Below are 26,514 nucleotides of genomic sequence, written 5' to 3'. Positions count from 1 at the left end.
CTTCTTTATCGGTGTCAGCCGGTGGTGACGAGCGCGACTCCGGCGATGGCGACGGCCATGCCGATGCGCTGGACCACCCGGAGCCGCTCGCTGTAGGCGATCCTGGCCAGCAGCACCGTGACCGCCGGATAGAGGGACGTGAGGACGGCGGCGAGGCTGAGCATCCCGTCCTGGACGGCGATGAAGTAGAGGCCGTTCGCGCCGGCGTCGAGGGCGCCGGACAGCAGCGCCAGCCCGATCAGGGCCCGTCCGGGCACGCGGGGGCCGCTCTCACCGCCGCGGAACCGCAGCGTGACCAGCAGCGCCGCGACCACGATCACAAGGTTGCCCGCGCGGGCGGCGACCAGCGGCCAGAGTCCGGCGTCGTCCCCGGCGGACTTGAGCAGGACGAAGAAGATCCCGAAGCAGGCTCCGGAGAGCCCGGCCATCAGCGGGCCCGAGTCGAGCAGGCGCCGCCGGCCGCCGGCCTCGGGACCGGTGCCCTCTTTGGCGCCGCCGTTCTCCATGCTGACCAGCCCGATCGCGACCAGGCACAGCAGGACGCCGGCGAGGACGGCCGCGTCCAGCCGTTCGCCGCGCAGCGTGCCCACGCCCACCGGCAGGACGGCTGCGGCCAGCGCGGACACCGGTGCCACCACGCTCATCGGTCCGCGCGCGAGCGCCCGGTAGAAGGTGATGAGGCCTGTCCCGCCCGCGAGGCCGGCGCCGAAGCCCCACGCCATCGCGGCCCAGCCGAAGCCGCCGCCCGCCAGCAGCGCGGCCACCAGCACGACGGCCAGCCCCATCGGAACGCACCAGGCCAGCGCCTTGAGCGCCGTCGAGCGCCGGGCCACCGCGCCGCCGAGGAAGTCGGCGACGCCGTACGCCAGGGCGGCGCTCAGCGCGAGGACCGTGACCACTACCGCCCGCCGATCAGGCGGCTCTGGACCCGGACGTCCGGCGCGATCTCGCGGAGCCGCCCGGCGAGCGCGTCGCCCGCCTCGCGCAGGCGCTCCAGCGGGTACGGCTCAAGGCGCTCCAGCAAGAACAGGCCGTTCTTCGTGGTCTCGGTCAGCCGCGTCCGGACGCACTGCCGCCAGTTCCAGCGGCGGCAGGTCACGCCCGCGTCGTCCCGCCAGACGACCTCGCCCTCCGCCGGGTGCTCGACGGCGGGCTCGCCACCGGCGATCACGTCGAACGGCTCGTCCCCCGTCGCCCGGACGAGCCGCGCGGGCCCCTGGTAGGCGTCGAGGTCCTCGCCGCCGATCGGCAGGGCGTAGGCGACGCTGATCGCGTTGTAGGCGTCGACCACCTTGTTCACGGCGGGGAGGGCGTCCGCGCGCCGGAGCAGCGCGTCCACCGACGGCCGGGTCCGCTGGGGTTTGGCGCCGAACGTCCGGTATGCCGCACGCCAGGACTCCACGTGCGGGTCACCGCTGTCGGCGCTGTGGGCAGCCGACGCCAGCCAGCCCGCCGACTGGTCGTCGCTCGGGCCGTTCTCCAGGCCCTCGGCGGTGAGGACGAGCACGGCGAAGTCGGGGCGCAGGGCCCGCACGGCCTCGTCGACGACGATCCGCTCCAGCATTCCCCATCTCCTTCGGTCATTTTAATGCACTCGACGGTCATCATACCGACCGTGCCCACCGGAAGGGGAGGCTTCTCGCCGGACGCGCGTCCCTCCCCGCGATCGAGCATGCCACCCGGATAGTCGTGGTGGAATCGTCGTGGCGGACACGCGAGCTGGAGGAACGCTTGGGCGAGCACGATGCGATCGGCGAGGCCGTCGCGAGGACCGTCCGCGCCCTGCGCGCCGGGCACGGGTGGAGCCTGGACGAGCTGGCCGGACGGGCCGGGGTCAGCAAGGGCGTGCTGGTCGGCCTGGAACAGGGCCGCGGCAACCCCAACCTGGGCACGCTCATCCGGATCTCGGACGCGCTCGGCGTGCCGTTGACCCGCCTGGTGCAGGTCGAGGAGGAGCCGCCGGTGCGGATGTTCCCGCCGGAGCGGCACGTCGTCCTGTGGCGGGGCCCCGAGGGCGGAACGGGGACGCTGCTGGCCGGCAGCGATCCGCGTCCCTCGCTGGAGCTGTGGCGCTGGGAGCTGCGCCCGGGGGAGACCCGGGAGAGCGACGCGCACGTCCCGGGGACCAAGGAGATCGTGTACGTGGAGGAGGGCACCCTGGTTCTCGGCGTGGACGGCCGGACGGACGTCGTCGAGCAGGGAACGGCGGCCGTGTTCGTCGGCGACCGTCCCCACTCCTACGAGAACGCGAGTGACCGCGACGTACGGTTCGTCCTCGCAGTCCTCGATCTCTGACCCGGGCCGCGGCCTGGACCGCGATCACTCCGATCCCGCCACAACCCGAACCAAGGCCGGAAGACCGGAGGCTGGCAGGCCGGGAGACCCAGGAGGCCCGGCAGGGCCAGAGGGCCGAGAGACCCGGAGACCCCGGAGACCCCGGAGACCCCGGAGACCGGGGAGACCGGGGAGACCGGGGAGACCCGGCAGGGCCGGAAGGCCCGGTAGGGCCAGAGGGCCGGGAGACCGGGGAGGCCCGACCCGGGAGGGTCAGGGGGCTGCGGGCTTGGTGGGTCAGGAGGTGAGGCGGACGGGCATGACCAGGTAGCGGTAGCCGGTGTCGGACTTGTCGTCGGGTGCCTCGCCTTCTGGGGCCTCGTCGCCTTCCTCGCGGTCGGGGATGCCGGTGAGCAGGGCCGCCTTGGTGGTGCCCGCGCATTCGAGGCGGGCGTACTGGGTGTCGATGCCGGCGAGGCCGTCCAGGAGGTACTGGGGGCTGAACGCGATGTCGACGTCGTCGCCGGTGAGCTGGACGGGGAGGCTCTCGTTGGCGCGGGCGGCGTCGCCGGACGCGGCGCGGACGCGGACCTCGTCGGCCGTGAAGGCGAGCCGGATCGGGGTGCCGCGCTCGGTGACGAGCGCGGCGCGCTTGATCGCCTCGATGAAGGGCGCGGTGCGGATCTCGGCGATGGAGGACCACGTGCCGGTGAGACGGGCCTTGTAGTTGATGTACTGGTCGTCCAGGAGGCGGCTGGTCATGCTGCGGCCGCCGCCGGAGACGCCGATGAGGGTGTCGCCGCCGCTGCCGGCGAGGTCGATGGCGACCTCGGCGCCCGGCCTGATGGCCTTGGCGGTGTCGGCGAGGGTGCGGGCGGGGACGACGACGCCCGCGGTGAAGCCGGGGTCGGACGGCGACCAGGTGAGCTCGCGGGCGGCGATGCGGTAGCGGTCGGTGCAGGCCAGCCACATGGTGTCGCCCTCGAAGTCGAGGCGGACGCCGGTGAGCATGGGCAGGGTGTCGTCGCGTCCGGCGGCCGGGACGACCTGGGCGACGGCGGCGGCGAACAGGTCGCCGGGGATCGTGCCGGCGCGGGCGGGCGGCACGGGAAGGGTGGGATAGTCCTCGACGGGCATGGTGAGCAGCCCGAACTCGGCGGGGCCGCAGCGGACGACGACCTCCGCGCCCTTGGTGAGGACGTCCACGGGCTCCGCGGGGAGGTTCCGGACGATCTCGGCGAGGAGCCGCCCGGGGACGAGGGCGCGGCCGGGCGAAGCCGCCTCGACCTCGATCTCGGAGCGGGCGGACACCTCGTAGTCGAACCCGGCGAGGGTCAGCCCGCCCCGGTCGGTGACCTCGATGAGCATGCCCGCGAGGACGGGCAGCGCGGGACGTGCCGGCAACGTCCGCGCCGCCCACGCCACGGCCTCGGCGAGCTTCTGGCGGTCGACCCGGAACTCCACCTTGCCTGCCTTTCCTCGACTCAGGCCCGTTCTCCGGCCTTGGCAGGCACGCTAACCCATGCCCCTGACAGTGTCAGAACAGCGCCGGTTCGGTGGCGCCTCGGGTCTTGCGCTCGAAGTCGAGCAGGTAGCGCTTGCGCTCCAGGCCGCCGCCGTAGCCGGTGAGGCCGCCGGTCGAGCCGACGACGCGGTGGCAGGGGACGATGACGCCGACCGGGTTGCGGCCGTTGGCCAGGCCCACGGCGCGGGACGCGGACGGGCTGCCGATCTCCACCGCCAGTTCGCCGTAAGTCGTCGTCTCGCCGTACGGGATCTCCTGGAGCGCCGACCAGACGCGGCGCTGGAACGGCGTGCCCCGGAGGTTCAGCGGCAGGTCGAACTCGGTCAGGTCCCCGGCGAAGTACGCGGCGAGTTGTTCGGCGATGGTGGCGAAGGGGCCGGCACCCGGGTCCTCGGCGGGAACGCCGAAGGTCTCTTGGGGCGGACGGTGCCGTTGCATCTCCATGTAGAGGCCGGACAAAGCGCCGTCGGTGACGACCGCTGTAAGGGCGCCTACAGGGCTGTCCAGGACGACATGTGTCGATTCCATGGGGGTCATCCTTTCTCAGTCAGGATGCGGGGAGGAGGTTGATGGGGTGATCGCCCGTCGCCCACAGGTACTGGACGGCGTAGGCGCGCCAGGGACGCCATCCGGCGGCACGGCGGGTGAGGGCTGCTGGGGTCGGGGGAAGGTCGAGCGCCCGGGCGGCGCCGCGGATGCCAAGGTCGCCCGGGATGAACGCGTCGGGGTCGCCGAGGGCGCGCATCGCGATGGTCTCGATGGTCCACGGCCCGAATCCGGGGAGGTCGGCCAAGCGCGCGCGGGCCTCTTCCCAGTCGCTCCCTACGCCGAGGTCGATCTCGCCGGACGCGAGCGTGGCCACGAGGGTGGTGAGGGTCGTGCGCCTGGTGTGCGGGAACGCGAGGGCCTGCGGGTCCAGTTCCGCCAGGGCGGACGGTGTGGGGAACAGGTGCGTCAGGCCGCCGCCTGGGTCGTCGATCGGGTCGCCGTACGCCGTGACCAGGCGGGCCGCGTGGGTCCGGGCCGCGGCGGTGGACACCTGCTGCCCCAGGACGGCCCGGACGGCGAACTCCGGCGCGTCCACGGTGCGCGGGACGCGGCGTCCAGGGGCCTTGTCGACCAGCGGGGCGAGGACCGGGTCGGCGCGCAGGAGGTCGTCCACGGCGACCGGGTCGGCGTCGAGGTCGAGCATCCAGCGGCAGCGGCTGATGGCGATGGTGAGGTCGCGCAGGTCGCTGAGCGTGAGCGTGCAGGCGACGTGGTCGGGGCGGGGCCGCAGGGTGGCGATGCCGTGGCCGTGGGGCAGCCGCATCGTCCGGCGGAACGCGCCGTCCCGCCACTCCTCGACGCCGGGGACGGCGGTGGCGGTCAGGTGCCCGAACAGGTTGTCCGGGCAGAGCGGTGCCCGGAACGGCAGCCGCAGCGACAGCGATCCCGAGCCCGCGGGCGGGTGGCCCTTGGCGACGCGGTCGCGCAACTCGCTGGGGGTGAGGGCGAAGACTTTCCGGACGGTCTCGTTGAACGCGCGGATGCTCGCGAAGCCCGCCGCGAACGCCACGTCCCCCATCGGGAGGGCCGTGGTCTCGATCAGCAGCCGCGCGGTCTGCGCGCGCTGGGCACGGGCCAGGGCGAGCGGGCCGGCGCCCAGCTCGGCGTTGAGCTGCCGTTCGATCTGGCGGGTGCTGTAGCCGAGCCGTACGGCGAGGCCGGGGACGCCCTCGCGGTCGACGACGCCGTCGGCGATGAGCCGCATGGCGCGGGCGACGACGTCCGCCCGGTGGTTCCATTCGGGGGAGCCGGGGCTGGTGTCGGGCCGGCAGCGCTTGCAGGCCCGGAATCCGGCCTGCTGCGCCGCGGCGGCGCTAGGGTAGAAGCGCATGTTCTCGGGCTTGGGCGGCACGACCGGGCAGCTCGGCCGGCAGTAGATCCCGGTGGTCACGACCGCGGTGAAGAACCATCCGTCGAACCGCGCGTCCTTCGACTGGACGGCCCGCACGCACCTTTCCACGTCCTCATGCATGCCTCCAGCATCACCGATGGTCAGGCGATTCTACTAGCGGAATTCCGACATCACCCTCGGCCGCATCCCCCGGTGGCGGGGCGGCCCGCGAACGCGTACAGCACGACCCCGAGGGCGATCGCGGCGATGCCCGTCCAGGCGAGGGCGCCGGGGACGTCCGTCGAGGTGAGCAGCGGTTCGAGGAGCGCGACGAAGACCACCTCGACGGCCTGCGTCGCCTCCACGGCGGCCAGCCGCAGCGGGTGCCGGCGGACGCGGTGGGTCGCGGCGAAGAACAGCGACGTCGCGATCACGCCGGAGCTGACGGCGACGACCAGGGTGACGGTGAGCTGCGCGGACGACGGCGCCCCCGCCCGGACGCCGCCCAGCACGGCGACGGCCGCCCAGAACGGCAGGCTCCCGATCGACATCGCCAGGAGCCGCTGGAAGGTGTCGAGGCCCGTCCCGGCGAGTTCCATCGTCCGGCGGTTACCGACCGGATAGGCGACGGCCGCGACGAGCACGACGGCGATCCCGCCCGCCATGCCCGCGGACGGCCCGCCGTGGCCGCCGAACTGGCTGAGGAAGACCCCCGCGAGGATCAGGCCGGAGAGCGCGACGCCCTTGGCGGGGATCCGCCCGCGCTCGTCGTCGTACAGGAGCGGGGCGAGGAACATCCCGCAGACGATCGTCACCTGCCAGGTCGCGGCCACCGTCCAGCCGGGGGCGAGGTCGGCGGCCAGGCAGAGCGGGGCGTAGAACAGCCCGAAGCCGACCGTGCTCCACAGCGCCCACGCCAGCGGGTCGGCGCGCAGGGCCCGCAGGACGGGCCGGACGCCGCCGCGCATCCCCACGATGACCAGGAAGATCGGCAGCGAGTACAGGAAGCGGAGGGAGCCGCTCCACTCCCAGGCGCCGCCGTCCACGGCCATCGTCCGGTTCGCGATGAACGAAGCGGAGAAGAACAGCGCGCCGAGGACTCCTAGGCCGATCGAGGCCGCGGCGCCACCGCGTCCGGCGGTCCGGGTGGGTTTCGCGGGGGCCTGCGCCGTCACTGCTGGAACGTTCCCTTCCGATCGGGTGCGCGGTCTCTCGATCGTGGTCGCCGGGGCGGGTGCGCAGGCAGACACTATCCGGCCCCCAGCCGGACCGATCGGGACGTATTCCCCTTGGAGCGGGCAGCCGACGCCCACCGGCGGAACCACCGGCCGGACGTCCGGATAGCCTCATCGGCATGGTCCGGAACGGCGAACTCGGCGAATTCCTCAAGTCGCGGCGCGTCCGGCGACAGCCCGAGGATGTGGGCGTCCGGTTCAGGTCCGGCCAGGATCCGGACGACGCGCGGCTGCACGCGCTGATCGACACGCTGCGGAAGCGGAGCCCCGAGTGTGGACGGCTGCGGTCCGCGCATCTCGTGACGGACCTGACGCACGGCGAGACCCGCCTCCACCCTCCCAAGGTCGGGCCGCCCGGCCTCGACGACGCGACGCTCTCACGGGACGGCCGATGAGCGGTATGAACGATGCGGACGAACCGGTCGTCGCCTGGCACGAGGACGGACACGACCGGCACGCCAGGTGGCGATCGGAGAGCGGGGCCCAGCCGCCGCGCCGCGTGGTGGTCGCCGACGACGAGACCCGCGCGGACGACGCGTACCGGCTGGCGTGCGAGGGAACGGCGCTGCTGTGGCGCGGCGACTTCCAGAACGCGCGGCAGCTCCTCAAGGCCATGGCGCGGCGGACCGATCGCACACCGCGCCGGGCGGAACGACGCAAGCACCGGACGGAACCGTCCCAAGTACAGGCGTTCCACCTGTACCGCCAGGCGCGAGGCCAGCGCGCGCGGACGCTCGGCATGCTGCTTGTCCCGATCGACCCCGGACACGTGGTCCCCCTACGGCGTGCACCGGACGTCCGGGAGGCGTGCACAGAGGCGTACGGTCCGGACGACCGGCCGTACGTGACGTCCCTACGCGAACTGCTCGGGCTGATCGGTGCCCATGAGTGGCGGGAGAAGGGCGTCCCTGTCCCGGCACTCGGCGGCGACCGGATCCACCCGCATTACGGGGTGTTCTCGCCGGTGCGAGGGGAGTACGTCGATCTGGTCGCCGAGGCCCCGCTGCCTCCGGACGCGACCGTCGCGTTCGACATCGGGACGGGCACCGGCGTCCTGGCCGCCGTCCTCGCTCGGCGGGGCGTCCAGCGGGTGGTCGCCACTGACCAGGACCCGCGCGCGCTTGCCTGCGCCCGCGAGAACCTCCAGCGGCTCGACGTGGCCGGACGCGTAGAGGTCGTCCAAGCCGACCTCTACCCGGACGGACGGGCGCCGCTGATCGTGTGCAATCCGCCGTGGGTCCCCGCGAAACCCAGCTCGCCCTTGGAACACGCCGTGTACGACCCGGGCAGCCGGATGCTCAACGGGTTCCTGAGCGGCCTCGCCGAGCATCTGGCACCGGACGGGGAGGGCTGGCTGATCCTGTCCGACCTGGCCGAACACCTGGGACTCCGGTCACGGGACGAGTTGCTGAAGGCGTTCGACTCGTCCGGGCTGGAGGTGGCCGGACGGCTCGACACGGCCCCGGCGCATCCGCGCGCCGCCGACCCCGGCGACCCACTGCACGCCGCCCGCTCCGCCGAGGTCACGTCGCTGTGGCGGCTCAGACATGGCTCCGGTGGGCGGTCTCCGGGTCGATGACGCGCAGCAGTTCCAGGGCCTCGATGCTCGGGGTGCCCGGCGGCGGGGTGAAGACGAACAGCCGCTGATCCTCGGCCGGGGTGAGGAGGGCCTCCGCGTCGAACTCGATCGCCCCGATCTCCGGGTGGAGGATCTTCATCCGGCTGGTGCGGCGGACGGCGACCTCGTGCCGGGCCCAGAGCCGCGTGAACTCCTCGCCGGCCCCGTGAAGCCGCTCGACCAGCGCGGACGACGCCGCGTCGTTCCCGCGACGCGCCACGGCCGCCCGCAGGTCGGCGACGTGCAGGCGGCTGTAGCGGTCGTGCTCGTCCGCCGGGTACGCCTGCCGGACGAACGGGTCGGTGAACCAGCGCCACGCGAAGTTGCGATCCGGCTCCTCGACCGTGCAGACGCAGCCGAACAGGGCGTCCGCCAGGGCGTTCTGCGCCAGCACGTCTCCAAGGTCGCCGGATCTGCGCCGGAGCCTCCCGCAACTGGTCCAGCAGGTAGAGCAGGCTCGGCCGGACGTGCTCGCCCGCGAACGGGCCCGCGGGCGGCCGGTGCCCGGCGAGCACGTACAGGTGGTCGCGCTCGTCCTCGGTCAGCCGCAGCGCCCGTGCGAGCGCGCCGAGCAACTGGGTCGACGGCTGCGGGCTCCGGGCCTGTTCGAGCCGCATGTAGTAGTCCGCGGACATCCCGGCGAGCTGCGACACCTCCTCGCGCCGCAGCCCCGGCGTGCGCCGCCGCGGACCCGCCGCCAGGCCGACCTCCTGCGGACGCAGCCGCTCGCGGGAACGGCGGAGAAAGTCGGCGAGCTCCCGGCGGTCCATGTCCATGACCCCATGATCCGTCCTCCGGGGGCCGCCGGACCCCTTGACCATCGAGGCGCTCGCCGCCCAGGTCATCGCCGTCATCGAGGACTCCGGCGCCGCGCCCGCCGACCTGGCCGGCTTCTCGCTCGGCGCGCCCACCGCCGCCGCCGTCGCCGCCCTCCGTCCCGACGAGTTCGTCAAGCTCGTCCGGGACTTCCTCGACCGTCCATGACCGTCCCGCGGCGGCGCTCAGCCGGGTACCCGTGGTACCACGATCCCCGAAACCTGTCACCGCCCGCGCACACCGAGCACTATGGACCCATGCGTCCCATCGACGAGCAGACCATCCTCATCACCGGCGCGACCGATGGGCTCGGCCGGGCCCTGGCGGCCGAGCTGGCCGTCGAAGGCGCGACCGTCCTCGTGCACGGCCGCGACGACCGGCGCGGCAAGGCGACGCTGCAGGAGATCGGCGGGCGCGCGTCCTGGTACCGCGCCGACCTGTCGTCGCTCGCCGAGGTCCGCGCGCTCGCCGAGGCCGTCCGCGCCGACCATCCGCGCCTGGACGTCCTGGTCAACAACGCGGGCATCGGCGGTGGCGGGCCACGAACCGAGAGCGCCGACGGCCACGAGTTGCACTTCGCGGTCAACTACCTGTCGGGGTACCTGCTCACCCGGCTGCTGCTCCCCACCCTCGTCGCGTCGGCGCCATCCCGGATCGTGAACGTCAGCAGCCTGGGCCAGACCGCCCTCGACTTCGACGACGTGATGATCACCCGCGGGTACAGCGGCTCCCGAGCGTACTGCCAGAGCAAGCTCGCACAGGTCATGTTCACGATCGACCTCGCCGCCGAGCTCGCCGGGACGGGCGTCACCGCCAACAGCCTGCACCCGGCCACCTACATGCCCACCAAGATGGTCGCCTCGCCGATCAGCACACTGGAGGAGGGCGTCCGCGCCACCCACCGCCTGGTCGCCGACCCGTCCCTGGACGACGTGTCCGGCCGCTTCTTCAACGGCCTGAAGGAGTCCCGCGCGGACGACCAGGCATACGACCCCGACGCCCGCGCCCGGCTCCGCACCCTCTCCGACGACCTCACAAACCCCTGACACGCTCAAACATGAGTGCCCTCCCAGATCGGACGGGCCTGCACGCGCGAGATGCGCCATCCGTCCGCCGTCCGGGCGGCCTCCAGCTCGTAGATCTCCCCGAGGACACGCCGCCCGTCCTCGTGCGCGAAGACGACGAGCAGATTGGCGCTGATCGCGGCCCGGTCGCCGTCCACCTCGATGAGCGGGTTCGTGATGAAGTGCTGGGTCGGCACCTGATGGTTGCGTCGGGCCTGCTCGGCCACCACGTCCACCCCGCGTGAGGCCCCGCCCGCCGTACGGACCTCCACGTCCTCGGTGAGGACGGTCCGCGCGTCGTCGAACTGCTTTTCGTCCAGCCACCTTCCGAGCCTGCCGACCAGGTCGGTCAGCTCGTAGCGGTCACTCAGCTCCATGACTCCCCATTTCATTGGCATGACCAACGTTGGCACGGCCAACACTAACATCGACTCGTAGGGAGCACCAACAAATCGGTAAGCTGAGGCGCGTGATCGACCCCGATGCCGCCCCGCCCGCGCGCCTCATGCGCACCCCGAGCTGGCTGATCAACGTGGCCTCCGCCCACAGCCACCGGCTGGTCAGCGACGGATTCGCCGCCGCGGGCGCCCGCGGCTACCACTACCGCCTGCTCGCCGCCCTGGACGAGTACGGCCCCGCCAGCCAGGCCGCCCTCGGCCGCCACACCGGCATCGACCGCAGCGACGTCGTCGCCGCCCTCAACGAACTCACCGGAACGGGCTACGCCGACCGCTCCCCGGACCCGTCCGACCGGCGGCGCAACATCATCACCCTCACCCCGGCCGGCTCCCGCCACCTGGAGCGCCTCGACCAGGTCCTGACCGGCATCCAGGACCGACTCCTCGCCCCGCTCTCAGCCACCGAGCGCGCCCAACTGACCGACCTGCTGGCCCGCATCGCCGAACACCACACAGGATGACCCCCCAGATCACCGCCGCCCCGTCCGTCACCGGCCACGGATTCGCCCAGGTCGGCGAACAACGGGACGACGAGGACGGCACCGCCCTCATCTCCGACCTCCCGGTCACCTGAATCGGTTGTGCGGGCCGTCCCGCCAGTCCACCCTGGACGCAGCCACAGAACCGGGAAGGACCAGCGATGACGCCACTGCCGCCGAATCCGGCGTTGAAGCCGCTTGAGGCCCTGATCGGGGAATGGGCGGTCTCCGTCCCGGAGTTCCCGGGGTCACGCGGCTACACCGTCTTCGAATGGCTCGAAGGAGGCGCCTTCCTGCGCCTGCACTCCGAGGCCCCCGACCCCGCGCCGTCCGCCACGCTGGTCATCAGCCGGGACGACACCACCGAGGACTACACCATCCTCCACTACGACTCGCGCGGCGTATCCCGCGTCTACGCCATGAGCTTCGACGACCGCGTCTGGAAGATCTGGCGCCAGGCCCCCGGCTTCCACCAGCGCTTCTCCGGCTCAATGGCCGACGACGGCAGCTCGATCAGCGGCGCCTGGGAGAAGTCCCCGGACGGCTCGTCCTGGGAACACGACTTCACCCTGATCTACACCAGACTGCCCGAGTCCCACCCCTAAGCGCAGCAGGTCCACGACCCGTCAGCCTTCGCATTCGAAGGGAGCGGAAAGAAGAGGCGAGGACACCGGCGACCCCCACACGTCCCTGGCGACCGGCGCGCATAGGCCGAGCATGGCGCCGGAAGACAGACTCGCCATGTAACGCTTGCTACAGTCTCTGACGTGACAAATACCGGACAGCCGGGGCGGTGGCTGATCCTGGTGATCAAGCTGCCCACGGAACCGTCCCGGCACCGCGTGGCGGTGTGGCGGGAGCTGCGCAAGATCGGAGCGCTCTCGCTGGGCCAGGGCATCTGGGCCGTGCCGGAGGTGCCGGTCTTCGCCGACGGCGTGCAGCGCGCCCTGGACCTCACCGACAGCGCTGGCGGTCAGGGCACGACGCTCCGAGCATCCGGTCGTTCGGCTGAGGACGCGGCGCGCTTCCAGGAGATGTTCACCGCGGCCCGGTCGGCGGACTGGGCGGAGTTCCTGGCCGACTGCGGCAAGTTCGAGGACGAGATCGCCAAGGAGATCCGGATCGCCAAGTTCACCCTGGCCGAGTTGGAGGAAGAGGAGCAGAGCCTGGAGCGGCTGCGCCGCTGGCACCGTGACCTGACCGCGCGGGACGTCTTCGGCGCTCCCGAGGCAGCCCGGGCCGGGACACGGCTCAAGCGGTGCGCCGCCGCCTGCGAGGACTACGCCGAACGTGTCTTCGCCGCGCTGCACGCCTGCGGCCAGGACCCATCGTGACCACTCCGGCCATGGTCCCGGCCGCGCCGAAGCGGGCGATGTGGCCGCTGTACGCGGCGGGGTTCACCACCGCCTTCGGCGCGCATGGCATCGCCGCCAACCTCGGCGGCTTCTCCGAAGACGCCGTCACCTCGCTGCTGGCCCTGGGCGGCCTGCTCGCCCTCTACGACGGCGCCGAGGTGCTGCTCAAACCCGTCTTCGGCTCGCTGGCCGATCGGATCGGCGGCAAGCCGGTCCTGCTCGGCGGCCTCATCGCCTTCGCCGCCGCCTCCGCGCTGTACGCGGTCGCCGACTCCCCCGGCTGGCTGTGGGCGGCCCGCCTCGGCCAGGGCGCTGCGGCCTCGGCCTTCTCCCCCTCGGCCTCCGCCATGGTCGCCCGCCTGAATCCGGCCGCGAAGCGCGGCCGCGCGTTCGGCGGTTACGGCTTCTACAAGTCCATCGGCTACACCCTCGGCCCGCTGCTCGGCGGCGTGCTGGTCTGGGCGGGGGGCCTGCGACCGCTGTTCACGGCGATGGCGGTGTGCGGCGCGGCCGTCGCCGTGTGGGCCGCGCTCGCCGTGCCCGTCGTACCGCCGCTGCCGCGCAAGCGGCAGACCCTCGCCGACCTCGCCCGGCGCCTGGCCGACCGGTCCTTCCTCGCCCCGACCGCCGCCCTCGCCGCGGCCACCGCCGCGCTGTCGGTGGGCGTGGGCTTCCTGCCCGTCTCCGGGGCGGCGGCCGGGCTCGGCACCGTGGCGACCGGCGCCGCCGTCTCGGTCCTGGCCGCCACCGCCGCCATCGTCCAGCCCAAGGCCGGCGGCGCCTTGGACGCAGGGCGCCTGACCACCCGCACCGGGCTGCTCGCCGGGCTGCTCATCACCGCCGCAGGACTCGCCGCCGCGATGCTGCCCGGCCTGGTCGGGGTCCTGTCGGCCGCGGCCCTGATCGGGATCGGCACCGGACTGATCACCCCGCTCGGCTTCGCCGCCCTGGCCGCCTCCACCCCGGCCGAGCGCATAGGCCAGACCATGGGCTCCGCCGAACTCGGCCGCGAACTGGGCGACGCCGGCGGCCCGTTGCTCGTCGCCGGAGTCGCCACCCTCTCGACCCTCACCTTCGGCTACGCCGGCCTCGCCCTCCTGCTGGCCACAGGCCCGCTGCTCGCCCTGGCCCTCCGCCCCCGCACCACGCAAGCATCGAAGTAGAACCTTGTCCGGCCCGGGATCGAGAAACGCCGCTGCACGTCCTCGACGGCACGCCGCCATGCGATCACACGTCCAAGCCGGGCGGCTCGTCGTGGCTGTCACCACCGGATTGCGCCCACCGTGGAGCCGGTCCCTTCAACGCAAGCGGCCCCATCCGCGAGGGAAAGGGCCACCAGGGTGCATGGTCGGGTCAGATGCTCAGCTCATCAGCCCTAACGCGCTTGACGAACTGGGCGAAGCTCTCCGGGGAGAGGCTGAGGTACCCGAGGTCAGGCGCCTTGCTGTCATGTACGCCCACCGCACCTGACAGGGCCGCGACCTCGACGCACTGCTGCCTCCAGGGTGGAGGTTGCGGCGGCCTGTGGGTGGCTCGATGATCTGATGGCCCGCTTGGCCGGGTGTTTCCACAGGTATGGGCCTCAAGTTTTGTGCTTGCCGGTGGACGGCCAGCTCACTGGGTGGGACGGCGTGGAGGTGAAGGTGTCCCAGGCGGCCATCGCACAGGTGATGACCTCTTCCAGCTCTGCGCGGGTGGCGCCGTCGCGGGCCTGTATGGAGAGGCCTTGCACCACGGTGGTGTAGTAGCGGGCGATGGCGTCGAGGCGGGCGGGCGGCACGGTGAGGTCGCCGTCGGTGACGCCGCGGGCGAGCCGGTCTTTGTTGATGGTGAGCATGTCGCGCCGGAGATCGGCCAGAAACTCTCGGACCGTATGGTTTTCCACCGCGCCGCTGGGCGCGGCCAGGATGAGCATGCAGTAGTGCGGGGTGTCGGGGCGGGTGATCTCATCGGCGGTGGCGCGCAGCATGGCGTGGATCGCGGCGCGGGCAGTCGGTTGCTCGCGCAGCGCGCGCCTGGGCCGCTCGCCTGAGGTCGTGCCGTAGAGCATCATGACCTTGCGGAACAGCTCCTCCTTGCTACCGAAGCAGGCGTAGATGCTGGCCGAGGCGATTCCCATGGCCTGGGCCAGGTCGCTGAGCGACGTCCCCTCGTAGCCGCGTTCCCAGTACAGGTCCAGCGCCTTGCGCAGGACGGTGTCCGCACCCTGCAGCAGACGTCATTGAACGGCCCCCAGGACCTACGCCTGATCACGGACGCGCCGGTGCCGAGCCCGGGTCCGGGCGAAGTCCTGATCCGGGTCACCGCCGCCGGGGTCAACTTCGTCGACATCTCGCAGACCCGCGGCACGTTCCCAGGCGGCCCGCAGCCGCCGTATCTGGCGGGCATCGAGGGTGTCGGCGAAGTCGCCGCCGTTGGCGATGGGGTGACCGACCTGGAGACAGGCGCCCACGTCATCGGCGTCGGCATCGGAGGCGGCGCCTTCGCCGAGTACATGGTGCTGCCCGCGGAGGTGCTACGGCTGACCGGCGGCACGGGCGCCGACCTGGTACTGGAATCGGTCGGCGGCGCCACCCTCGACGCCAGCCTGGCCGCGACCAAGCGCGTGACCGGCCGGGTCGTCGTCCATGGCGTGGTCGGCGGCGAAGCCACGATCACCAACTGGGACCTGGTCTACAAGCACCAGATCCACCTCATCGGCCTGAACATCGGCGTTCTGTTCCAGGCCGCACCGCACCTCTTCGGCGAGGTCATGGGCCAGTTGTCCGAGCTCCTCGCGGCCGGGGTGCTCGGCCCCGGCCGGCCCACCATCCATGAGCTGGCCGAGGGCCCGAAAGCACTCACGGAACTGGAAACGCGAACCACCGTGGGCAAACTGGCACTGCTGCTCTGACGCAACCGTGACGCCAAGTGTTTGACGCCCACCGTGGCCGTCCTCTCTCCTGCCCGGACTCGTCCAGGACCGTCACCGTGGCCCGTCGACCAAGGCGGAGCACACGAAACTGCGGGGCCCGGCTATCGCTGCCGTCGGCTACCCGGCCATGTCGACGAAGCGGCTGTAGTGGCCCTGGAACGCGACGGTCACCGTGGCGGTCGGCCCGTTTCGGTGCTTGGCCACGATCAGGTCGGCCTCGCCAGCGCGCGGCGACTCCTTCTCGTAGGCGTCCTCGCGATGCAGCAGGATCACCATGTCCGCATCTTGCTCGATCGAGCCCGATTCACGTAGGTCGGACACCATGGGCTTCTTGTCCGTCCGCTGCTCGGGACCGCGGTTGAGCTGCGACAGCGCGATGACCGGGACGCCCAGCTCCTTCGCGAGCAGCTTGAGCGACCGGGAGAACTCCGACACCTCGACCTGGCGGCTCTCCACCCGCTTGCCCGAGGACATCAGCTGGAGATAGTCGATGATGACCAGGCGCAGATCGTGCTGCTGTTTGAGCCGCCGGCACTTGGCGCGGATCTCCATCATCGACATGTTGGGGGAGTCGTCGATGAACAGCGGGGCCTCGGCGACCTCGCTCATCCGCCGCGCCAGGCGCGTCCAGTCCTCGTCTTGCATGGTGCCCGACCGCATGGCGTGCAGCGCCACCCGGGCCTCGGCGGACAGCAGGCGCATCGTGATCTCGTTGCGGCCCATTTCCAGGCTGAAGAACGCCGACGTCAGCCCATGCTTGATCGAGGCCGCGCGAGCGAAGTCGAGCGCGAGTGTCGAGTTGTGGGTCGGGATGCAGGAGCGGCCCGCCAGGTACATGTGGTCGTCGTTGTCGACCTGGACGCATCGGACCGGCACGCTCTCCACCGGTCGGACATCGACGATGTAGCGGACCTTCGGATGGACGGCCTTGCGCGCCAGCCGGGAGGCCGGATCGGTCGGCGTGAAGGTGATCCGGTAATAGGTGAAGGTTTCTGAGGGGCGGCCTCGGAGCGGCTCTGTTGTGATGGTTGCGCTATAGCCAAGGCTTAGGACGAGCTCGTGCGCGCCTTCCGCAAGGTGCTTGTTGACGAACTTGAGCTGCACCTGCCCGGTATGGGAGATGGACCCGTCTGTGTCGACCATTCCGGCGAGCAGTGCTCGTCGCTGCTCCTCGGACGCGCGCAAGTAGCGGACCGGGATGTGGTGCTCGTTCCCCTCGGAGCAGGTGATTGCCCCTGAGGGGCTGTTCGCGTCGCCGAGCCACGTCCCCAGGACATAGGGATCGATGGGGAGATCCGCGGAAGGGAGCTGGAATGGCGCGGCTATTTCGACGGCATGGTTGGGACGGTTGTCGCTACCGCAGCGCAGGGTCGCCGCTATCTCTTCGGTCGTCTTGATGGGGCGGTGCTGCGCGAAGGCCGTGACGTGGTTCGGGCGGATCGCGTGGTGCGGAAGCCCTCGGTAGCGGCTCGTGCGCTCATAGCCGGGCCGGTGCTTCGAGATGATCGTGCCGACCTCGCCGCGGTGGGCGACGGAGTAGACCTCGGCCACAGCCTCTCGACGGGTGGTGAGCTGGGACGTCCCGTGTCTGCGGGTCGCGCGGGTCGTCGTCCGCCACTGGTGCTGGGCGTCGGCGACGATCACTTCGCCGTCGGAGAACTCCACCTCGTAGCAGGGGCGGCCGTACATCACCTCGGTGGCGGCGACGACGCGGACCGGCCTGCCGTCGGCCCCGAGCAGGTGATCCCCGACCTTGATCTCGCCCATCGTCGTCCAACCCGAGGGGGTCGGCAGGGGTGTATCCGTTTTCAGGGCCTTCCCCATCGCGGGTCTCGCGGCCACGACGATCATCTGGCCGGGGTGGAGGCCGTTGGTGAGGGCGTCGAGATCGGCGAAGCCGGTGGGGCAGCCGACCATCTGGCCGCCGCGGCTGCCGATCGCCTCGATCTCGTCCAGGGCGCCGGGCATGATCTCGCTGAGGGGGACGTAGTCCTCGCCGGAGCGGTTGTCGGCGATGGCGAAGACCTCGGCCTGGGCACGGTCGAGGACTTCGTCGGCGTCGGCGCCGTCGGCGGCGTAGCCCATCTGGACGATGCGGGTGCCGGTCTCCACGAGCTTGCGGAGGACCGAGCGCTCATGGACGATCTTGGCGTAGTAGCCGGCGTTGGCGGCCGTGGGCACCGAGGAGATCAGGGTGTGCAGGTAGGGGGCGCCGCCGATGCGGCCGATCTCGCCGTTCTTGGTGAGCTCGCCGGAGATGGTGACGGCGTCGGCCGGGTCGCCGCGGCCGTAGAGGTCGAGGATGGTGTCGTAGATGATCTGGTGCGCGGGACGGTAGAAGTCCTGCGTGCGCAGGAGCTCGATGACCTCGGCGATGGCGTCGGGGGAGAGCAGCATGCCGCCGAGGACCCCCTGCTCGGCGGTGATGTCGTGTGGCGGTGTGCGTTCGAACTCCTGCTCATGCGGTCCGAGCTCGGTCACGCTCACCGTCGCACCCCCTTCATCTCCGGCCGCCGGCGTCCCCGTCGCCCCATCGCGAGCCGTCCATCTCACGTTTACCTGAGGCGTCTGACATTCTCGCGAGGCCGCGCGGTCGCAAGCAAAGTGATCTGTGGACGAGGGTGTGGAGCCCCTGTGCAGACACGCCGTACTGGTTGTGCACGACCTGTGGATAACTCTGGGGACAACCGGTGGATGTGCTGGCGCACGGCGCGCTGAGCTGCGCGGACTTCGTCCACCGGCTGTGTGGGGAAAGAAAGTCGGCCGGATCCGCAGATGTAATGAGTGAAATCACTAGGAAAGTTACAGGCTGGTAGGGTATGTCGCGACATGGTCGGCTCTCCCCTGCGGCGCGCGAACGCGCACGACCGCGAGATTCTGCGGCTCGCCGTCCCGGCGTTCGGTGCTCTGGTGGCCGAGCCGCTGTTCCTGCTGTCCGACAGCGCCATCGTGGGGCATCTGGGGACGGCCCAGCTCGGCGGGCTCGGAGTCGCCGGGCAGGCCCTCAACACCCTGGTCTACTTGTGCGTCTTCCTGGCGTACGGGACGACCGCGGGAGTGGCGAGGCAGATCGGCGCCGGGGACGTCCGGGCGGCCGTCAGGCAGGGCATCGACGGCATGTGGCTCGCGCTGGCCATCGGTGTGGCGCTGATCGTGGTCGGCTGGCCGCTGATCCCCTGGATCGTGGACGCGTTCGGCGCCTCCCCGGCCGTCGCGCCGTTCGCCGAGACGTATCTACGGGTGAGCCTGTTCGGGATCCCGTCGATGCTGGTCGTCCTGGCGGGGACGGGCGTGCTGCGCGGCTTGCAGGACACCCGGACGCCGCTGCTGGTCTCGATCGGCGGCTTCTCGGTCAATCTGCTGCTCAACGTGCTGTTCGTGATCGTGCTGGATTGGGGGATCGCCGGGTCGGCGTGGGGCACCGTCCTCGCTCAGACGGGTTGCGCCTTCGTGTACGTGGTGGTGGCGCTGCGCGCGGCGCGTCGGCATGGGGCGTCGGTACGGCCGGACATGGCGGGACTGCGGACGTCGGCGACAGCGGGGCTCGGGCTGTTGCTGCGGACGGCGGCGTTGCGGATCGTCCTCATCGTGGGGACGTCGATCGCCGCGCGGATGGGAGACCCCGAGATCGCCGCCTACCAGGTGGGTTTCCAGGTATGGACGCTGCTGGCGTTCGCGCTCGACGCCATCGCGATAGCGGGCCAGGCGATTACCGGCCGGTATCTGGGGGCGTCGGACGTCGCGGGTACGCGCGCGGTGACGCGACGGATGGTGTGGTGGGGGCTGGCCTGCGGTGTGGTGTTCGCGCTGGGCATCCTCGCGGTGCGGCCGTGGCTGCCCGGCCTGTTCACGTCGGACGGTGACGTACGGCATCTGCTGCTCGGTTCGTTGATCCTGGTCGCGTTGCTCCAGCCTGTCGCGGGTGTGGTCTTCGTCCTGGACGGGATCCTGATCGGTGCGGGAGACGGCAACTACCTCGCGGTAACGACCCTGGTCGCGACGGTGGTCTTCTTGCCAGCGGCCTTCGTCCTCTACCGGATCGATGCGGGGCTGCTCGGGCTCTGGGCCGCCATCGGGTTGTGGATGGCGACACGATTGCTCACCTTGAGTCTCCGAGCGCGCGGCGACCGGTGGCTGGTGACCGGCGCCGTCCGTTAATCGTCTCGGCCATGGCCTCGGCGATGGATCTACGTTTTGTTGCGCGACGAACAAGACCCGTGAGAGGCGCCCTAGCGAAGTGTGTCCTGGCCGTGGACGTCCTGGTCGGAGCCATCGTGGTCGGTGTCCTCGTGCACCCAGGTGAGCAGGGTGTGGCGGCGCCCCTTGTCCTCGACCGTCACGGGCGCGGCATCGGTCAGGCGGTAGCCGACGGCGCGCGCGACACCCGCGCTGGCGGCGTTATCAGGCTCGATCTCCAAGCTCACCCTGGCCAGTCCGGCGACCCTGTGCGCGTACTCGGTCATCAGCAGGACGGCCCGGTACGCCAGCCGCTGCCCGCGGTACGCGGCGCCCACCGCGTACCCGATGGTGCCCGTGCTCTTGTTCAGCATGACCTCGCCCTTGGGCTCGCGCCCGTCGGTGGTGATGGCCAGATGGACCCGATCGTCCTGCGCTCGGCCCCAGCGGATCCGATCGAGGTAGTTCTGGGCGGCCGTCTTGTCGAACGGTGCGGCCACCGGCGTCCAGTACGCGATCTCCGGGTCGTCGAACATCGCCGTCAACGCGTCCAGATCCTCCTCGCTCCACTCGCGAAGGACGAGACCGTGACCGATGAGCTCAACCGCGTCCGACGAAGTCATGCCGTTGATCACACCACGGGGATCGGACGGCTGAGAACCGGCCCGGAAAATCCTCCGAACCGCACCCGCACCTCGGGTCACACTCGCTACTATTCGAACATGTGTTCCACGCACGGCGAGCGGATGGCCCGGCTGACGCAGGCGATCGACGACCTGGCGGCCGAGGGCCTGGCCGGGCTGCCTCCGGAGACCCTGGTGGAGCGCGTCGCGGGCATCTGGTCGCTGGTAGAGGGTATCGACCCCGAGATCGCCCGCCGCCGCACCCGCTACACGATCCCCGACACATGACCGCGAGCCCTGCCGGGAGGATCGCGAAGCGATTCCGCGCTCGCCCAAGCACGGTCAGCGGGCGAGCCCGGTAGGTCGGGATTGACCAGAGTCAGCCGAAGTCGTCGAAGGAGGGGAACAGGGGTATTTCATCGTCCCGTGGGACGGGTCGGGGCTTCTCCTGCGTGGTCTTGGGTGAGCCGTCCATGCGGGCGGCCACGGATCTGCGCAGTTCCGGCAGGCGGGCGTAGAGGACGTCGCCCGGGCACTCGGTCTTGTTGTAGTCGCGGTGGCCGACGATGGCGCTGGTCGGGTCAAGGTCGTACGCCGTACAGAGCCACACGCACACCTCCAGCAGCGACGCCCACAGCCGGTCGGGAACGCCCTTTCTTACGTAGGAGCCCTCGTTCTCGATCCCGATGGTGTGCTCGTTGTGGTGCAGTACCTGCGCGCCGACGACATGCTGGCCCGACTGAATGGCCTTCAAGGTCTGGTTGCGGCCCTCCATGACGATGCCGCCCCGGCTGATGGTCAACTGCTGCCCGGTGTCGTCCCAGCCACGCGTGCCCATGTGGAAGTCCTGGATGAACCGGGACAGGGCGTACGCGTGCGTGAGTGAGCGGTCATTGGAGTTGGCCGTGTCCGTGTGGTGGACGATGATGTGGTCCGGTGCCCGCTTGAGGATCGTGGCGGGTCTCCTTGGCGCCTTGGCGTTCCAGTCGGCGCGCGTGTGGATGCGCGGGGCGTCCGCTGTGAACAGGACCGGTCGGCCACCGGCCGCGAGAGCGTCCGCCATGGCTCCATTGTCGGACGGGACGCCCACCGCCAGCAGGCCCGCCCCCACGACACCGCCGATGAGTGAACGGCGCGTCATCGGCGAGCCGGTGCGTTCATGGTCGGCCGCGCCGTCCCCCGAGTGCGCGCTCAACAGCGTCCCCCTTCGTCCCGCGATGACCTTGTTACGGAACGTAGCGGTCGATACGCCGAACACTCAAGCACAGGGCGTTTCGCGGACGTTTCACATGAAACGCAGCGACCCTCGCGTCCCGGACGAAGATCCGGGGCACGAGGGTCGCTGGACGGGCGTGTCAGTCCTCGACGACGTTGACGTCGATCGTGGCGTTGACGTCGGTGTGCAGACGCACACTGACCCGGTGGGTGCCGACGGTCTTGATCGGGTTGCCGATCTCGATCCGGCGGCGGTCCAGGTCGGGGCCGTCGGCGGCCTTGACGGCCTCGGCGATGTCGGCGGCGGTGACCGCGCCGAACAGGCGGCCGTTGCTGCCGGTGCGGGTGCGCAGCGTCACGCGCAGCGCCTGCAGCCGGCCGGCGACCTCCTTGGCGTGCTCGACGGTCGCGATCTCGCGGGCCGAACGCGCCTTCTTGATCGAGTCGATCTCCTTCTCGGCGCCCCGGGTCCACTTGATGGCGAACCCGCGGGGAACGAGATAGTTGCGGCCGTAGCCGTCGCGGACCTCGATGACGTCTCCGGGCTCGCCGAGCCCGGAGACCTGCTGGGTCAGGATGAGCTTCATGATCGTTCGTCCCCCTGCCTCAGCGCGCGGTGCTGGTGTACGGCAGCAGCGCCATCTCGCGGGCGTTCTTGATCGCCGTGGCGACGTCCCGCTGGTGCTGAGTGCAGTTTCCGGTCACCCGCCGAGCACGGATCTTGCCGCGGTCGGAGATGAACTTCCGCAGCAGACCGGTGTCCTTGTAGTCGACGTAGGAGATCTTCTCCTGGCAGAACACGCAAACCTTCTTCTTCGGCTTGCGGGGAGGTGGCTTCGCCATCGTGGTGCTCCTTTACGAGAGCCCCGCTCACGCGGGAATGGACGTGTAGATGTCTTGGTCGTGCTGTGCGGTGGGCTAGAACGGCGGGTCGTCGGAGAACCCGCCACCGCCGCCGCCACCGCCGCCGGTCGCCCAGGGGTCGTCGGCGGGAGCGCCGCCGCCCTGCTGGCCGCCGCCGAAACCGCCGCCCTGCTGCTGGCCACCGCCGCCGAAGCCGCCACCCTGGGGGGCACCGCCTCCGCCGCCTCCGCCGCCTCCGAAGCCACCGCCGCCGCCCGAGCCGCCCTGCCGCTGGGTCTTGTTGACCTTCGCGGTGGCGTTGCGCAGCGACGGGCCGACCTCGTCGACCTCGATCTCGAAGACGGTGCGCTTCTCACCCTCGCGGGTCTCGTACGAGCGCTGCTTCAGCCGTCCCTGCACGATCACCCGCATGCCGCGCTGCAGGCTCTCGGCCACGTTCTCGGCGGCCTGCCGCCAGACGTTGCAGGTCAGGAACAGGGCCTCGCCGTCCTTCCAGTCGTTCGACTGGCGGTCGAAGAACCGCGGGGTCGAAGCGATGCGGAACGACGCGACCGCCTGGCCGCTCGGGGTGAAGCGCAGATTCGGGTCCTCGACGAGGTTCCCGACGATCGTGATTACGGTGTCGCCTGCCATGGGGCTCGCTCCGGCTGGTGTGAGGGCTGAACCGGGCGGCTCAGTGGACCTCGGGGCGGATGACCTTGGTACGGAGGATCGACTCGCTCAGGTTGAGCTGACGGTCGAGCTCCTTGACCGTGGCAGGCTCAGCCGACAGGTCGACCACCGCGTAGATGCCTTCGGACTTCTTCAGGATTTCGTACGCCAGGCGCCTGCGGCCCCAGACGTCGACCTTCTCCACGCTGCCGCCGCCGTCCTTGACGACCTTCAGGAACGGGTCGAGCGCCGCGCTGGCGGTGCGCTCGTCGATGGCGGGGTCGAGAATCGCCATGAGTTCGTAACGACGCATGCTGTCCCTACCTCCTCTGGACTGGTGCGGTCACGGTCTCTCCGTGACAGGAGGGCTGTTGCGTTCCTCGCGGTGGCGGGCCGGATCGCCGGGCGAGCCTGCCGCGAGACCGATACAGGCTACCAACAGTTGGCAGCGTACGAGCCGGTTACGGCCGCGGCCGCCCTCGATGCGGCGCACCCGGCGACGGTGCGGCGCGCGTTGGCGTCGGCAAGCCGCCCGCGGGCGAACCCCGAGCGAGCAGCCCGCGCGTCAGCGCCACGCGCCCGGACGGACGGGTTTGGAGCAGCGCCGCCGCTCCAGTTCCGCCATGATGTCGGCCATGCGGGCGCGCATGCGGGCGGTCTGGGTCGTCAGCAGCGACAGCTCCTCGACGAGCTCCGCGTCACCGATGACCGCGAGTTCGCTCTCCCTCACAGTGGTACCTCCCGGACCGAGACCGATGTTCTCGAAACCATGTTCGACTGTACCGGGTGGTGCCGACATTTTCCGCGCCCGCGCGCTGGTTGATCTCCGGCGGTCCAGGGAATCCCTTTACGGGCACGGTCCGCCCGGTCCCGCGTCCACCCCCGTGTCCCGGACGCGGACGCCACGACCTTGGAGGAGGTCCCCGATGCCGCAGGAGGTTGCCGGAGGCAAGGAGAGGGCCGTCGGCGTCGACGCCCAGGCCGAACGCCATCCGCTGGAGAGCGCGCTCTCGGTGGCCGCGATCACGATCGGGATCGCCGCCCTCATCCTGGGCTCGGTCCCGGCGACCCACTTCTTCGGTGCCGTCGCGGCCGTGATCGGCCTGCCGCTGGCGCTGTACTCCCAGCTGATCTCCGCGACCACCAACGAACGCTGGCTGAACGTCATCGGGATGATCACCGCCTTCATCGGCGGCGCCTTCGCCCTGCGGCACGGCGGCTTCACGTTCTGACCCCGGGAAAGCGGCCGGGTTGTCGGACGGCGGGGCTAACCTCGATGCCATGCGCATCGGAGCCCACGTCGACCAGACCAACCCGCTCGACAACGCACACGCCGTCGGGGCCGACGTCGTCCAGTTCTTCCTGGGCGATCCGCAGGGATGGAAGAAGCCCGTCCTGCCGGAGGGCGTCGAGGCGCTGGCGGGGTCCGGGGTGGACGTGTACGTGCACGCGCCGTACACGATCAACGTGGCGACGTCCAACAACAGGATCCGCATCCCGAGCCGCAAGAACCTCACCCAGCAGTTGGAGGCGGCGGCGTCGATCGGGGCGAAGGCGCTGATCGTGCACGGCGGGCACGTGCTCAAGGACGACGATCCCGAGACGGGCTTCGAGAACTGGCGCAAGGTCTTCGAGCGCATCGAGTGCCCGATCCCGGTCTACATCGAGAACACCGCGGGCGGCGGCAACGCGATGGCACGCAAGTTCGACCGGATCGCCCGGCTCTGGGAGGTGCTGTCGGAGGTGCCGGGGATGGAGTCGAAGGTCGGCTTCTGCCTCGACACGTGCCACGCGCACGCGGCCGGTGAGGAGCTCATCGACGCCGTCGACCGGATCAAGGCCATAACCGGCCGCATCGACCTCGTCCACTGCAACGACAGCCGCGACGCGTTCGGGTCGGGCGCCGACCGGCACGCCAACCTCGGCAGCGGCAGCATCGACACCGACCTGATCCTGACGGTGGTCAGGGCGGCGGGGGCGCCGGTCGTGGTGGAGACGCCCGCCGCCGGGCAGGCCGACGACATCTCCTGGCTACGGACGAATCTGGCCTGATCCGGCCCCGTCCCGACGTCCTGGCCCTCGTGGGAACCCGCGGGCCGGACGCGGCATCTAAAAGCGCGAGTACCAGCACGGCGACAAAGTCCGAAGGTCACGTCACACTGGCATAATCCGGAACCCAGCCCCTCAGCGCACGTGCCTTGTCTCCGGCGACGGGCGCGCGAACGATCGGGAAGTCGATGGCACAGCCCCCTTACGACCCTTACGGCTACGGACCGCAGGACCCGTACGCCGGCCAGCCCTACTCCCAGCCTGTGCAGCAGCAGCACCACTACTACGGTGCGGCCCCGGTCATCCGTCCCAACAACGGCATGGCGACGGCGTCGATGGTGCTCGGCCTCGTCGGCTTCTTCGCCTGCGGCGTGACCTCGCTGCTGGCGATCATCTTCGGGCACGTCGCACAGAGCCAGATCAAGCGGACGGGCGAGGGCGGCTCGGGCATGGCCGTCACCGGCCTGATCCTCGGCTACATCGTCACGGTGGGCTGGATCATCGTCTGGATCTTCTACATCGGGTTGTGGGCCGCCATCGTCGGCAGCTCCAACACCACCGGCACCTACTGATCGGTCAGGCGAGCCGGGGGACGCCCGCCGCTTCCACACCAACGCTCGACAGGAGCACCGTCATGGGGGTGGGGGTGTCCCGCCACGCCTCCACGGCTCCCGCGAAGACGTCCAGGGCCGTACGGAAGGACCGCTGGTCGGCCTCGGCCAGATCGGCCCACGATTCGTACAGCACCATGTAGCCGTTAGGGGCAGTCGCCCACGACAGGTCTCCCAGGCAGTCCTGCAAGGCGTCCCAATTGCCTCCGAACCAATCGGGGAAGTCGAACACCTCGGCGCACAGCCGAAGGAACGAACCCTTGTCGCGCGCGCGCCGCCCGTCCAGGTGGAATCCGCGCCAGCCCGCCTGCTCCGCCCGCTCCGTCCAGCCCTCGTCGCCGACGGCGCCCGGCGTCGCGGGCGTCCGCCACTGGTAGACGCCCGGCTTGAGCCGCTCCGCGAGCAGCTCGTCCAGTGCTTGGTTCGCGTCCACGTCCTCTCCCGGCAGTCGTTCGCCCGTTCCGGGCGGCCTGCTCCACCGGGCGCGGTCATCCCCCGGTGTCCGCCGCGAAACACCTCACGGCCATACGGTCGCGATCGTCGCATACGGCGGGTGTCGCGGCATCGCCCTTGACACTCCTCTCACCCATCTCCTAGTCTCTCTTTTTGAGAGAGACTCTAGTTTTGAGCCACTCTCTGAGCGAGGTAGTTGCCCGATTCCGAGAGGAACACTGAGATGGACACCACGCCCACCACCCCCGCCACGTC

The 26,514-nt window shown here is 70.8% G+C and carries 33 protein-coding genes and 2 pseudogenes; 15 read left to right on the top strand and 20 right to left on the bottom strand.

The genetic code is table 11. The features are described 5' to 3' along the window. Nucleotides 1–14 precede the first annotated feature (14 nt). Both E1298_RS11645 and E1298_RS11640 read right to left on the bottom strand, forming a co-directional pair. Nucleotides 15–899: a DMT family transporter gene (locus E1298_RS11645; RefSeq protein ID WP_131892236.1), complete on the bottom strand. Its 885-nt coding sequence runs from the start codon at nt 897–899 to the stop codon at nt 15–17. After that, nucleotides 899–1,564 carry a B3/B4 domain-containing protein gene (locus E1298_RS11640; protein ID WP_131892234.1) on the bottom strand — a complete coding sequence of 222 codons (666 nt, stop codon included), beginning with the start codon at nt 1,562–1,564 and terminating at the stop codon, nt 899–901. Before E1298_RS11640 ends, E1298_RS11645 begins: the two co-directional genes overlap by 1 nt. Nucleotides 1,565–1,731: 167 nt before the next feature. On the opposite strand from E1298_RS11640, the gene E1298_RS11635 reads away from it, so the two are divergent. Next, on the top strand, nt 1,732–2,295 hold the full coding sequence (locus tag E1298_RS11635; protein WP_131892232.1) for a helix-turn-helix domain-containing protein: 564 nt from the start codon (nt 1,732–1,734) through the stop codon (nt 2,293–2,295). Between the two features lie 276 nt (nt 2,296–2,571). Here the strand turns inward: E1298_RS11635 and dnaN are convergent, their stop codons facing one another. From dnaN to E1298_RS11610, 4 genes are all read right to left on the bottom strand, one after another. Beyond that, nucleotides 2,572–3,738 carry a DNA polymerase III subunit beta gene (dnaN, locus tag E1298_RS11625; RefSeq protein WP_131892228.1) on the bottom strand — a complete coding sequence of 389 codons (1,167 nt, stop codon included), beginning with the start codon at nt 3,736–3,738 and terminating at the stop codon, nt 2,572–2,574. 73 nt (nt 3,739–3,811) lie between these two features. Beyond that, the gene (locus E1298_RS11620; RefSeq protein ID WP_131892215.1) at nt 3,812–4,327 is read right to left on the bottom strand and encodes a methylated-DNA--[protein]-cysteine S-methyltransferase; all 516 of its coding nucleotides are present in this window, start codon (nt 4,325–4,327) and stop codon (nt 3,812–3,814) included. 19 nt (nt 4,328–4,346) lie between these two features. Continuing rightward, a complete protein-coding gene (locus E1298_RS11615; RefSeq protein WP_131892213.1) occupies nt 4,347–5,819 on the bottom strand; it encodes an AlkA N-terminal domain-containing protein in 1,473 nt (490 codons plus the stop codon). 50 nt (nt 5,820–5,869) lie between these two features. Continuing rightward, nucleotides 5,870–6,853: a DMT family transporter gene (locus tag E1298_RS11610; protein ID WP_207944570.1), complete on the bottom strand. Its 984-nt coding sequence runs from the start codon at nt 6,851–6,853 to the stop codon at nt 5,870–5,872. A gap of 179 nt (nt 6,854–7,032) precedes the next feature. Between E1298_RS11610 and E1298_RS11605 the strand changes: the two genes are divergently transcribed. Beyond that, complete coding sequence (locus E1298_RS11605) at nt 7,033–7,308, top strand: MmyB family transcriptional regulator (RefSeq protein ID WP_131892211.1); 276 nt, start codon at nt 7,033–7,035, stop codon at nt 7,306–7,308. Between the two features lie 5 nt (nt 7,309–7,313). After that, complete coding sequence (locus tag E1298_RS11600) at nt 7,314–8,492, top strand: methyltransferase (RefSeq protein WP_131892209.1); 1,179 nt, start codon at nt 7,314–7,316, stop codon at nt 8,490–8,492. Here E1298_RS11600 and E1298_RS50285 read toward each other — a convergent pair. Further along, nucleotides 8,455–8,925, bottom strand: a complete 471-nt coding sequence (locus tag E1298_RS50285) for an MmyB family transcriptional regulator (RefSeq protein ID WP_243725526.1) — start codon at nt 8,923–8,925, stop codon at nt 8,455–8,457. The two genes, E1298_RS11600 and E1298_RS50285, sit on opposite strands and share 38 nt — an antisense overlap. Before the next feature lie 184 nt (nt 8,926–9,109). Continuing rightward, nucleotides 9,110–9,301, bottom strand: a pseudogene (locus tag E1298_RS50280) (helix-turn-helix domain-containing protein); the annotation flags it as partial. 43 nt (nt 9,302–9,344) lie between these two features. Here E1298_RS50280 and E1298_RS11590 point away from each other — a divergent pair. After that, nucleotides 9,345–9,515 carry a hypothetical protein gene (locus E1298_RS11590; RefSeq protein ID WP_207944569.1) on the top strand — a complete coding sequence of 57 codons (171 nt, stop codon included), beginning with the start codon at nt 9,345–9,347 and terminating at the stop codon, nt 9,513–9,515. An 89-nt stretch (nt 9,516–9,604) separates the two neighbouring features. Then, nucleotides 9,605–10,393: an SDR family NAD(P)-dependent oxidoreductase gene (locus tag E1298_RS11585; protein ID WP_131892207.1), complete on the top strand. Its 789-nt coding sequence runs from the start codon at nt 9,605–9,607 to the stop codon at nt 10,391–10,393. Nucleotides 10,394–10,398: 5 nt separating this feature from the next. Here E1298_RS11585 and E1298_RS11580 read toward each other — a convergent pair whose 3' ends face one another. Then, entirely contained in the window at nt 10,399–10,788 is a 390-nt protein-coding gene (locus E1298_RS11580) for a nuclear transport factor 2 family protein (protein WP_243725525.1), read from the bottom strand. A 92-nt stretch (nt 10,789–10,880) separates the two neighbouring features. Here E1298_RS11580 and E1298_RS11575 point away from each other — a divergent pair, with 92 nt between their 5' ends. From E1298_RS11575 to E1298_RS11560, 4 genes are all read left to right on the top strand, one after another. Beyond that, the gene (locus tag E1298_RS11575; RefSeq protein WP_243725524.1) at nt 10,881–11,330 is read left to right on the top strand and encodes a MarR family winged helix-turn-helix transcriptional regulator; all 450 of its coding nucleotides are present in this window, start codon (nt 10,881–10,883) and stop codon (nt 11,328–11,330) included. 179 nt (nt 11,331–11,509) lie between these two features. Continuing rightward, nucleotides 11,510–11,953, top strand: coding sequence for a hypothetical protein (locus E1298_RS11570; RefSeq protein WP_131892203.1), 444 nt, complete (start codon nt 11,510–11,512; stop codon nt 11,951–11,953). A 162-nt stretch (nt 11,954–12,115) separates the two neighbouring features. Further along, nucleotides 12,116–12,682: a Chromate resistance protein ChrB gene (locus E1298_RS11565; RefSeq protein ID WP_131892201.1), complete on the top strand. Its 567-nt coding sequence runs from the start codon at nt 12,116–12,118 to the stop codon at nt 12,680–12,682. Beyond that, nucleotides 12,679–13,866 carry an MFS transporter gene (locus E1298_RS11560; protein ID WP_243725523.1) on the top strand — a complete coding sequence of 396 codons (1,188 nt, stop codon included), beginning with the start codon at nt 12,679–12,681 and terminating at the stop codon, nt 13,864–13,866. Before E1298_RS11565 ends, E1298_RS11560 begins: the two co-directional genes overlap by 4 nt. A 190-nt stretch (nt 13,867–14,056) precedes the next feature. Here E1298_RS11560 and E1298_RS11555 read toward each other — a convergent pair. Together E1298_RS11555 and E1298_RS11550 are read right to left on the bottom strand one after the other, a co-directional pair. Further along, nucleotides 14,057–14,185 (bottom strand): annotated as a pseudogene (locus E1298_RS11555) (DUF397 domain-containing protein); the annotation flags it as partial. 100 nt (nt 14,186–14,285) lie between these two features. After that, complete coding sequence (locus E1298_RS11550) at nt 14,286–14,882, bottom strand: TetR/AcrR family transcriptional regulator (protein ID WP_279498190.1); 597 nt, start codon at nt 14,880–14,882, stop codon at nt 14,286–14,288. Between the two features lie 84 nt (nt 14,883–14,966). On the opposite strand from E1298_RS11550, the gene E1298_RS11545 reads away from it, so the two are divergent. Next, entirely contained in the window at nt 14,967–15,596 is a 630-nt protein-coding gene (locus E1298_RS11545) for an alcohol dehydrogenase catalytic domain-containing protein (RefSeq protein WP_243725521.1), read from the top strand. Nucleotides 15,597–15,734: 138 nt separating this feature from the next. Here the strand turns inward: E1298_RS11545 and dnaB are convergent, their stop codons facing one another. After that, on the bottom strand, nt 15,735–18,104 hold the full coding sequence (gene dnaB / locus E1298_RS11540; protein WP_243725520.1) for a replicative DNA helicase: 2,370 nt from the start codon (nt 18,102–18,104) through the stop codon (nt 15,735–15,737). 342 nt (nt 18,105–18,446) lie between these two features. On the opposite strand from dnaB, the gene E1298_RS11535 reads away from it, so the two are divergent. After that, nucleotides 18,447–19,775 carry an MATE family efflux transporter gene (locus E1298_RS11535; RefSeq protein ID WP_131892195.1) on the top strand — a complete coding sequence of 443 codons (1,329 nt, stop codon included), beginning with the start codon at nt 18,447–18,449 and terminating at the stop codon, nt 19,773–19,775. A 71-nt stretch (nt 19,776–19,846) separates the two neighbouring features. Here the strand turns inward: E1298_RS11535 and E1298_RS11530 are convergent, their stop codons facing one another. Next, entirely contained in the window at nt 19,847–20,416 is a 570-nt protein-coding gene (locus E1298_RS11530) for a GNAT family N-acetyltransferase (protein WP_131892193.1), read from the bottom strand. Between the two features lie 99 nt (nt 20,417–20,515). Here E1298_RS11530 and E1298_RS11525 point away from each other — a divergent pair, with 99 nt between their 5' ends. Continuing rightward, complete coding sequence (locus E1298_RS11525) at nt 20,516–20,704, top strand: hypothetical protein (protein WP_131892191.1); 189 nt, start codon at nt 20,516–20,518, stop codon at nt 20,702–20,704. A gap of 91 nt (nt 20,705–20,795) precedes the next feature. Here E1298_RS11525 and E1298_RS11520 read toward each other — a convergent pair whose 3' ends face one another. From E1298_RS11520 to E1298_RS48010, 6 genes are all read right to left on the bottom strand, one after another. Beyond that, nucleotides 20,796–21,611, bottom strand: coding sequence for a peptidoglycan recognition protein family protein (locus tag E1298_RS11520; RefSeq protein ID WP_243725519.1), 816 nt, complete (start codon nt 21,609–21,611; stop codon nt 20,796–20,798). 160 nt (nt 21,612–21,771) lie between these two features. Continuing rightward, a complete protein-coding gene (gene rplI / locus E1298_RS11515) occupies nt 21,772–22,218 on the bottom strand; it encodes a 50S ribosomal protein L9 (protein ID WP_131892189.1) in 447 nt (148 codons plus the stop codon). A 19-nt stretch (nt 22,219–22,237) separates the two neighbouring features. Next, nucleotides 22,238–22,474 (bottom strand): 30S ribosomal protein S18, encoded by a 237-nt coding sequence (gene rpsR / locus E1298_RS11510; RefSeq protein WP_019631633.1) that lies wholly within the window; start codon nt 22,472–22,474, stop codon nt 22,238–22,240. Nucleotides 22,475–22,549: 75 nt separating this feature from the next. Continuing rightward, on the bottom strand, nt 22,550–23,128 hold the full coding sequence (locus E1298_RS11505) for a single-stranded DNA-binding protein (RefSeq protein ID WP_131892187.1): 579 nt from the start codon (nt 23,126–23,128) through the stop codon (nt 22,550–22,552). Between the two features lie 40 nt (nt 23,129–23,168). Continuing rightward, on the bottom strand, nt 23,169–23,459 hold the full coding sequence (gene rpsF / locus E1298_RS11500; RefSeq protein ID WP_131892185.1) for a 30S ribosomal protein S6: 291 nt from the start codon (nt 23,457–23,459) through the stop codon (nt 23,169–23,171). A gap of 252 nt (nt 23,460–23,711) precedes the next feature. Beyond that, the gene (locus E1298_RS48010; RefSeq protein ID WP_165975423.1) at nt 23,712–23,876 is read right to left on the bottom strand and encodes a hypothetical protein; all 165 of its coding nucleotides are present in this window, start codon (nt 23,874–23,876) and stop codon (nt 23,712–23,714) included. Nucleotides 23,877–24,072: 196 nt separating this feature from the next. Between E1298_RS48010 and E1298_RS11495 the strand changes: the two genes are divergently transcribed. From E1298_RS11495 to E1298_RS11485, 3 genes are all read left to right on the top strand, one after another. After that, nucleotides 24,073–24,378, top strand: coding sequence for a hypothetical protein (locus E1298_RS11495; RefSeq protein ID WP_131892183.1), 306 nt, complete (start codon nt 24,073–24,075; stop codon nt 24,376–24,378). A gap of 49 nt (nt 24,379–24,427) precedes the next feature. Beyond that, nucleotides 24,428–25,198: a deoxyribonuclease IV gene (locus E1298_RS11490; protein WP_131892181.1), complete on the top strand. Its 771-nt coding sequence runs from the start codon at nt 24,428–24,430 to the stop codon at nt 25,196–25,198. Nucleotides 25,199–25,383: 185 nt separating this feature from the next. Further along, nucleotides 25,384–25,767, top strand: coding sequence for a DUF4190 domain-containing protein (locus E1298_RS11485; RefSeq protein ID WP_131892179.1), 384 nt, complete (start codon nt 25,384–25,386; stop codon nt 25,765–25,767). 4 nt (nt 25,768–25,771) lie between these two features. Here E1298_RS11485 and E1298_RS11480 read toward each other — a convergent pair whose 3' ends face one another. Then, nucleotides 25,772–26,239, bottom strand: a complete 468-nt coding sequence (locus E1298_RS11480; protein ID WP_207944568.1) for a barstar family protein — start codon at nt 26,237–26,239, stop codon at nt 25,772–25,774. Between the last annotated feature and the right edge of the window lie 275 nt (nt 26,240–26,514).

Origin of the sequence: Actinomadura rubrisoli (assembly GCF_004349215.1) — a bacterium.
Lineage (GTDB): Bacteria > Actinomycetota > Actinomycetes > Streptosporangiales > Streptosporangiaceae > Spirillospora > Spirillospora rubrisoli.
This window is presented reverse-complemented; position numbering and strand designations above follow the sequence as displayed.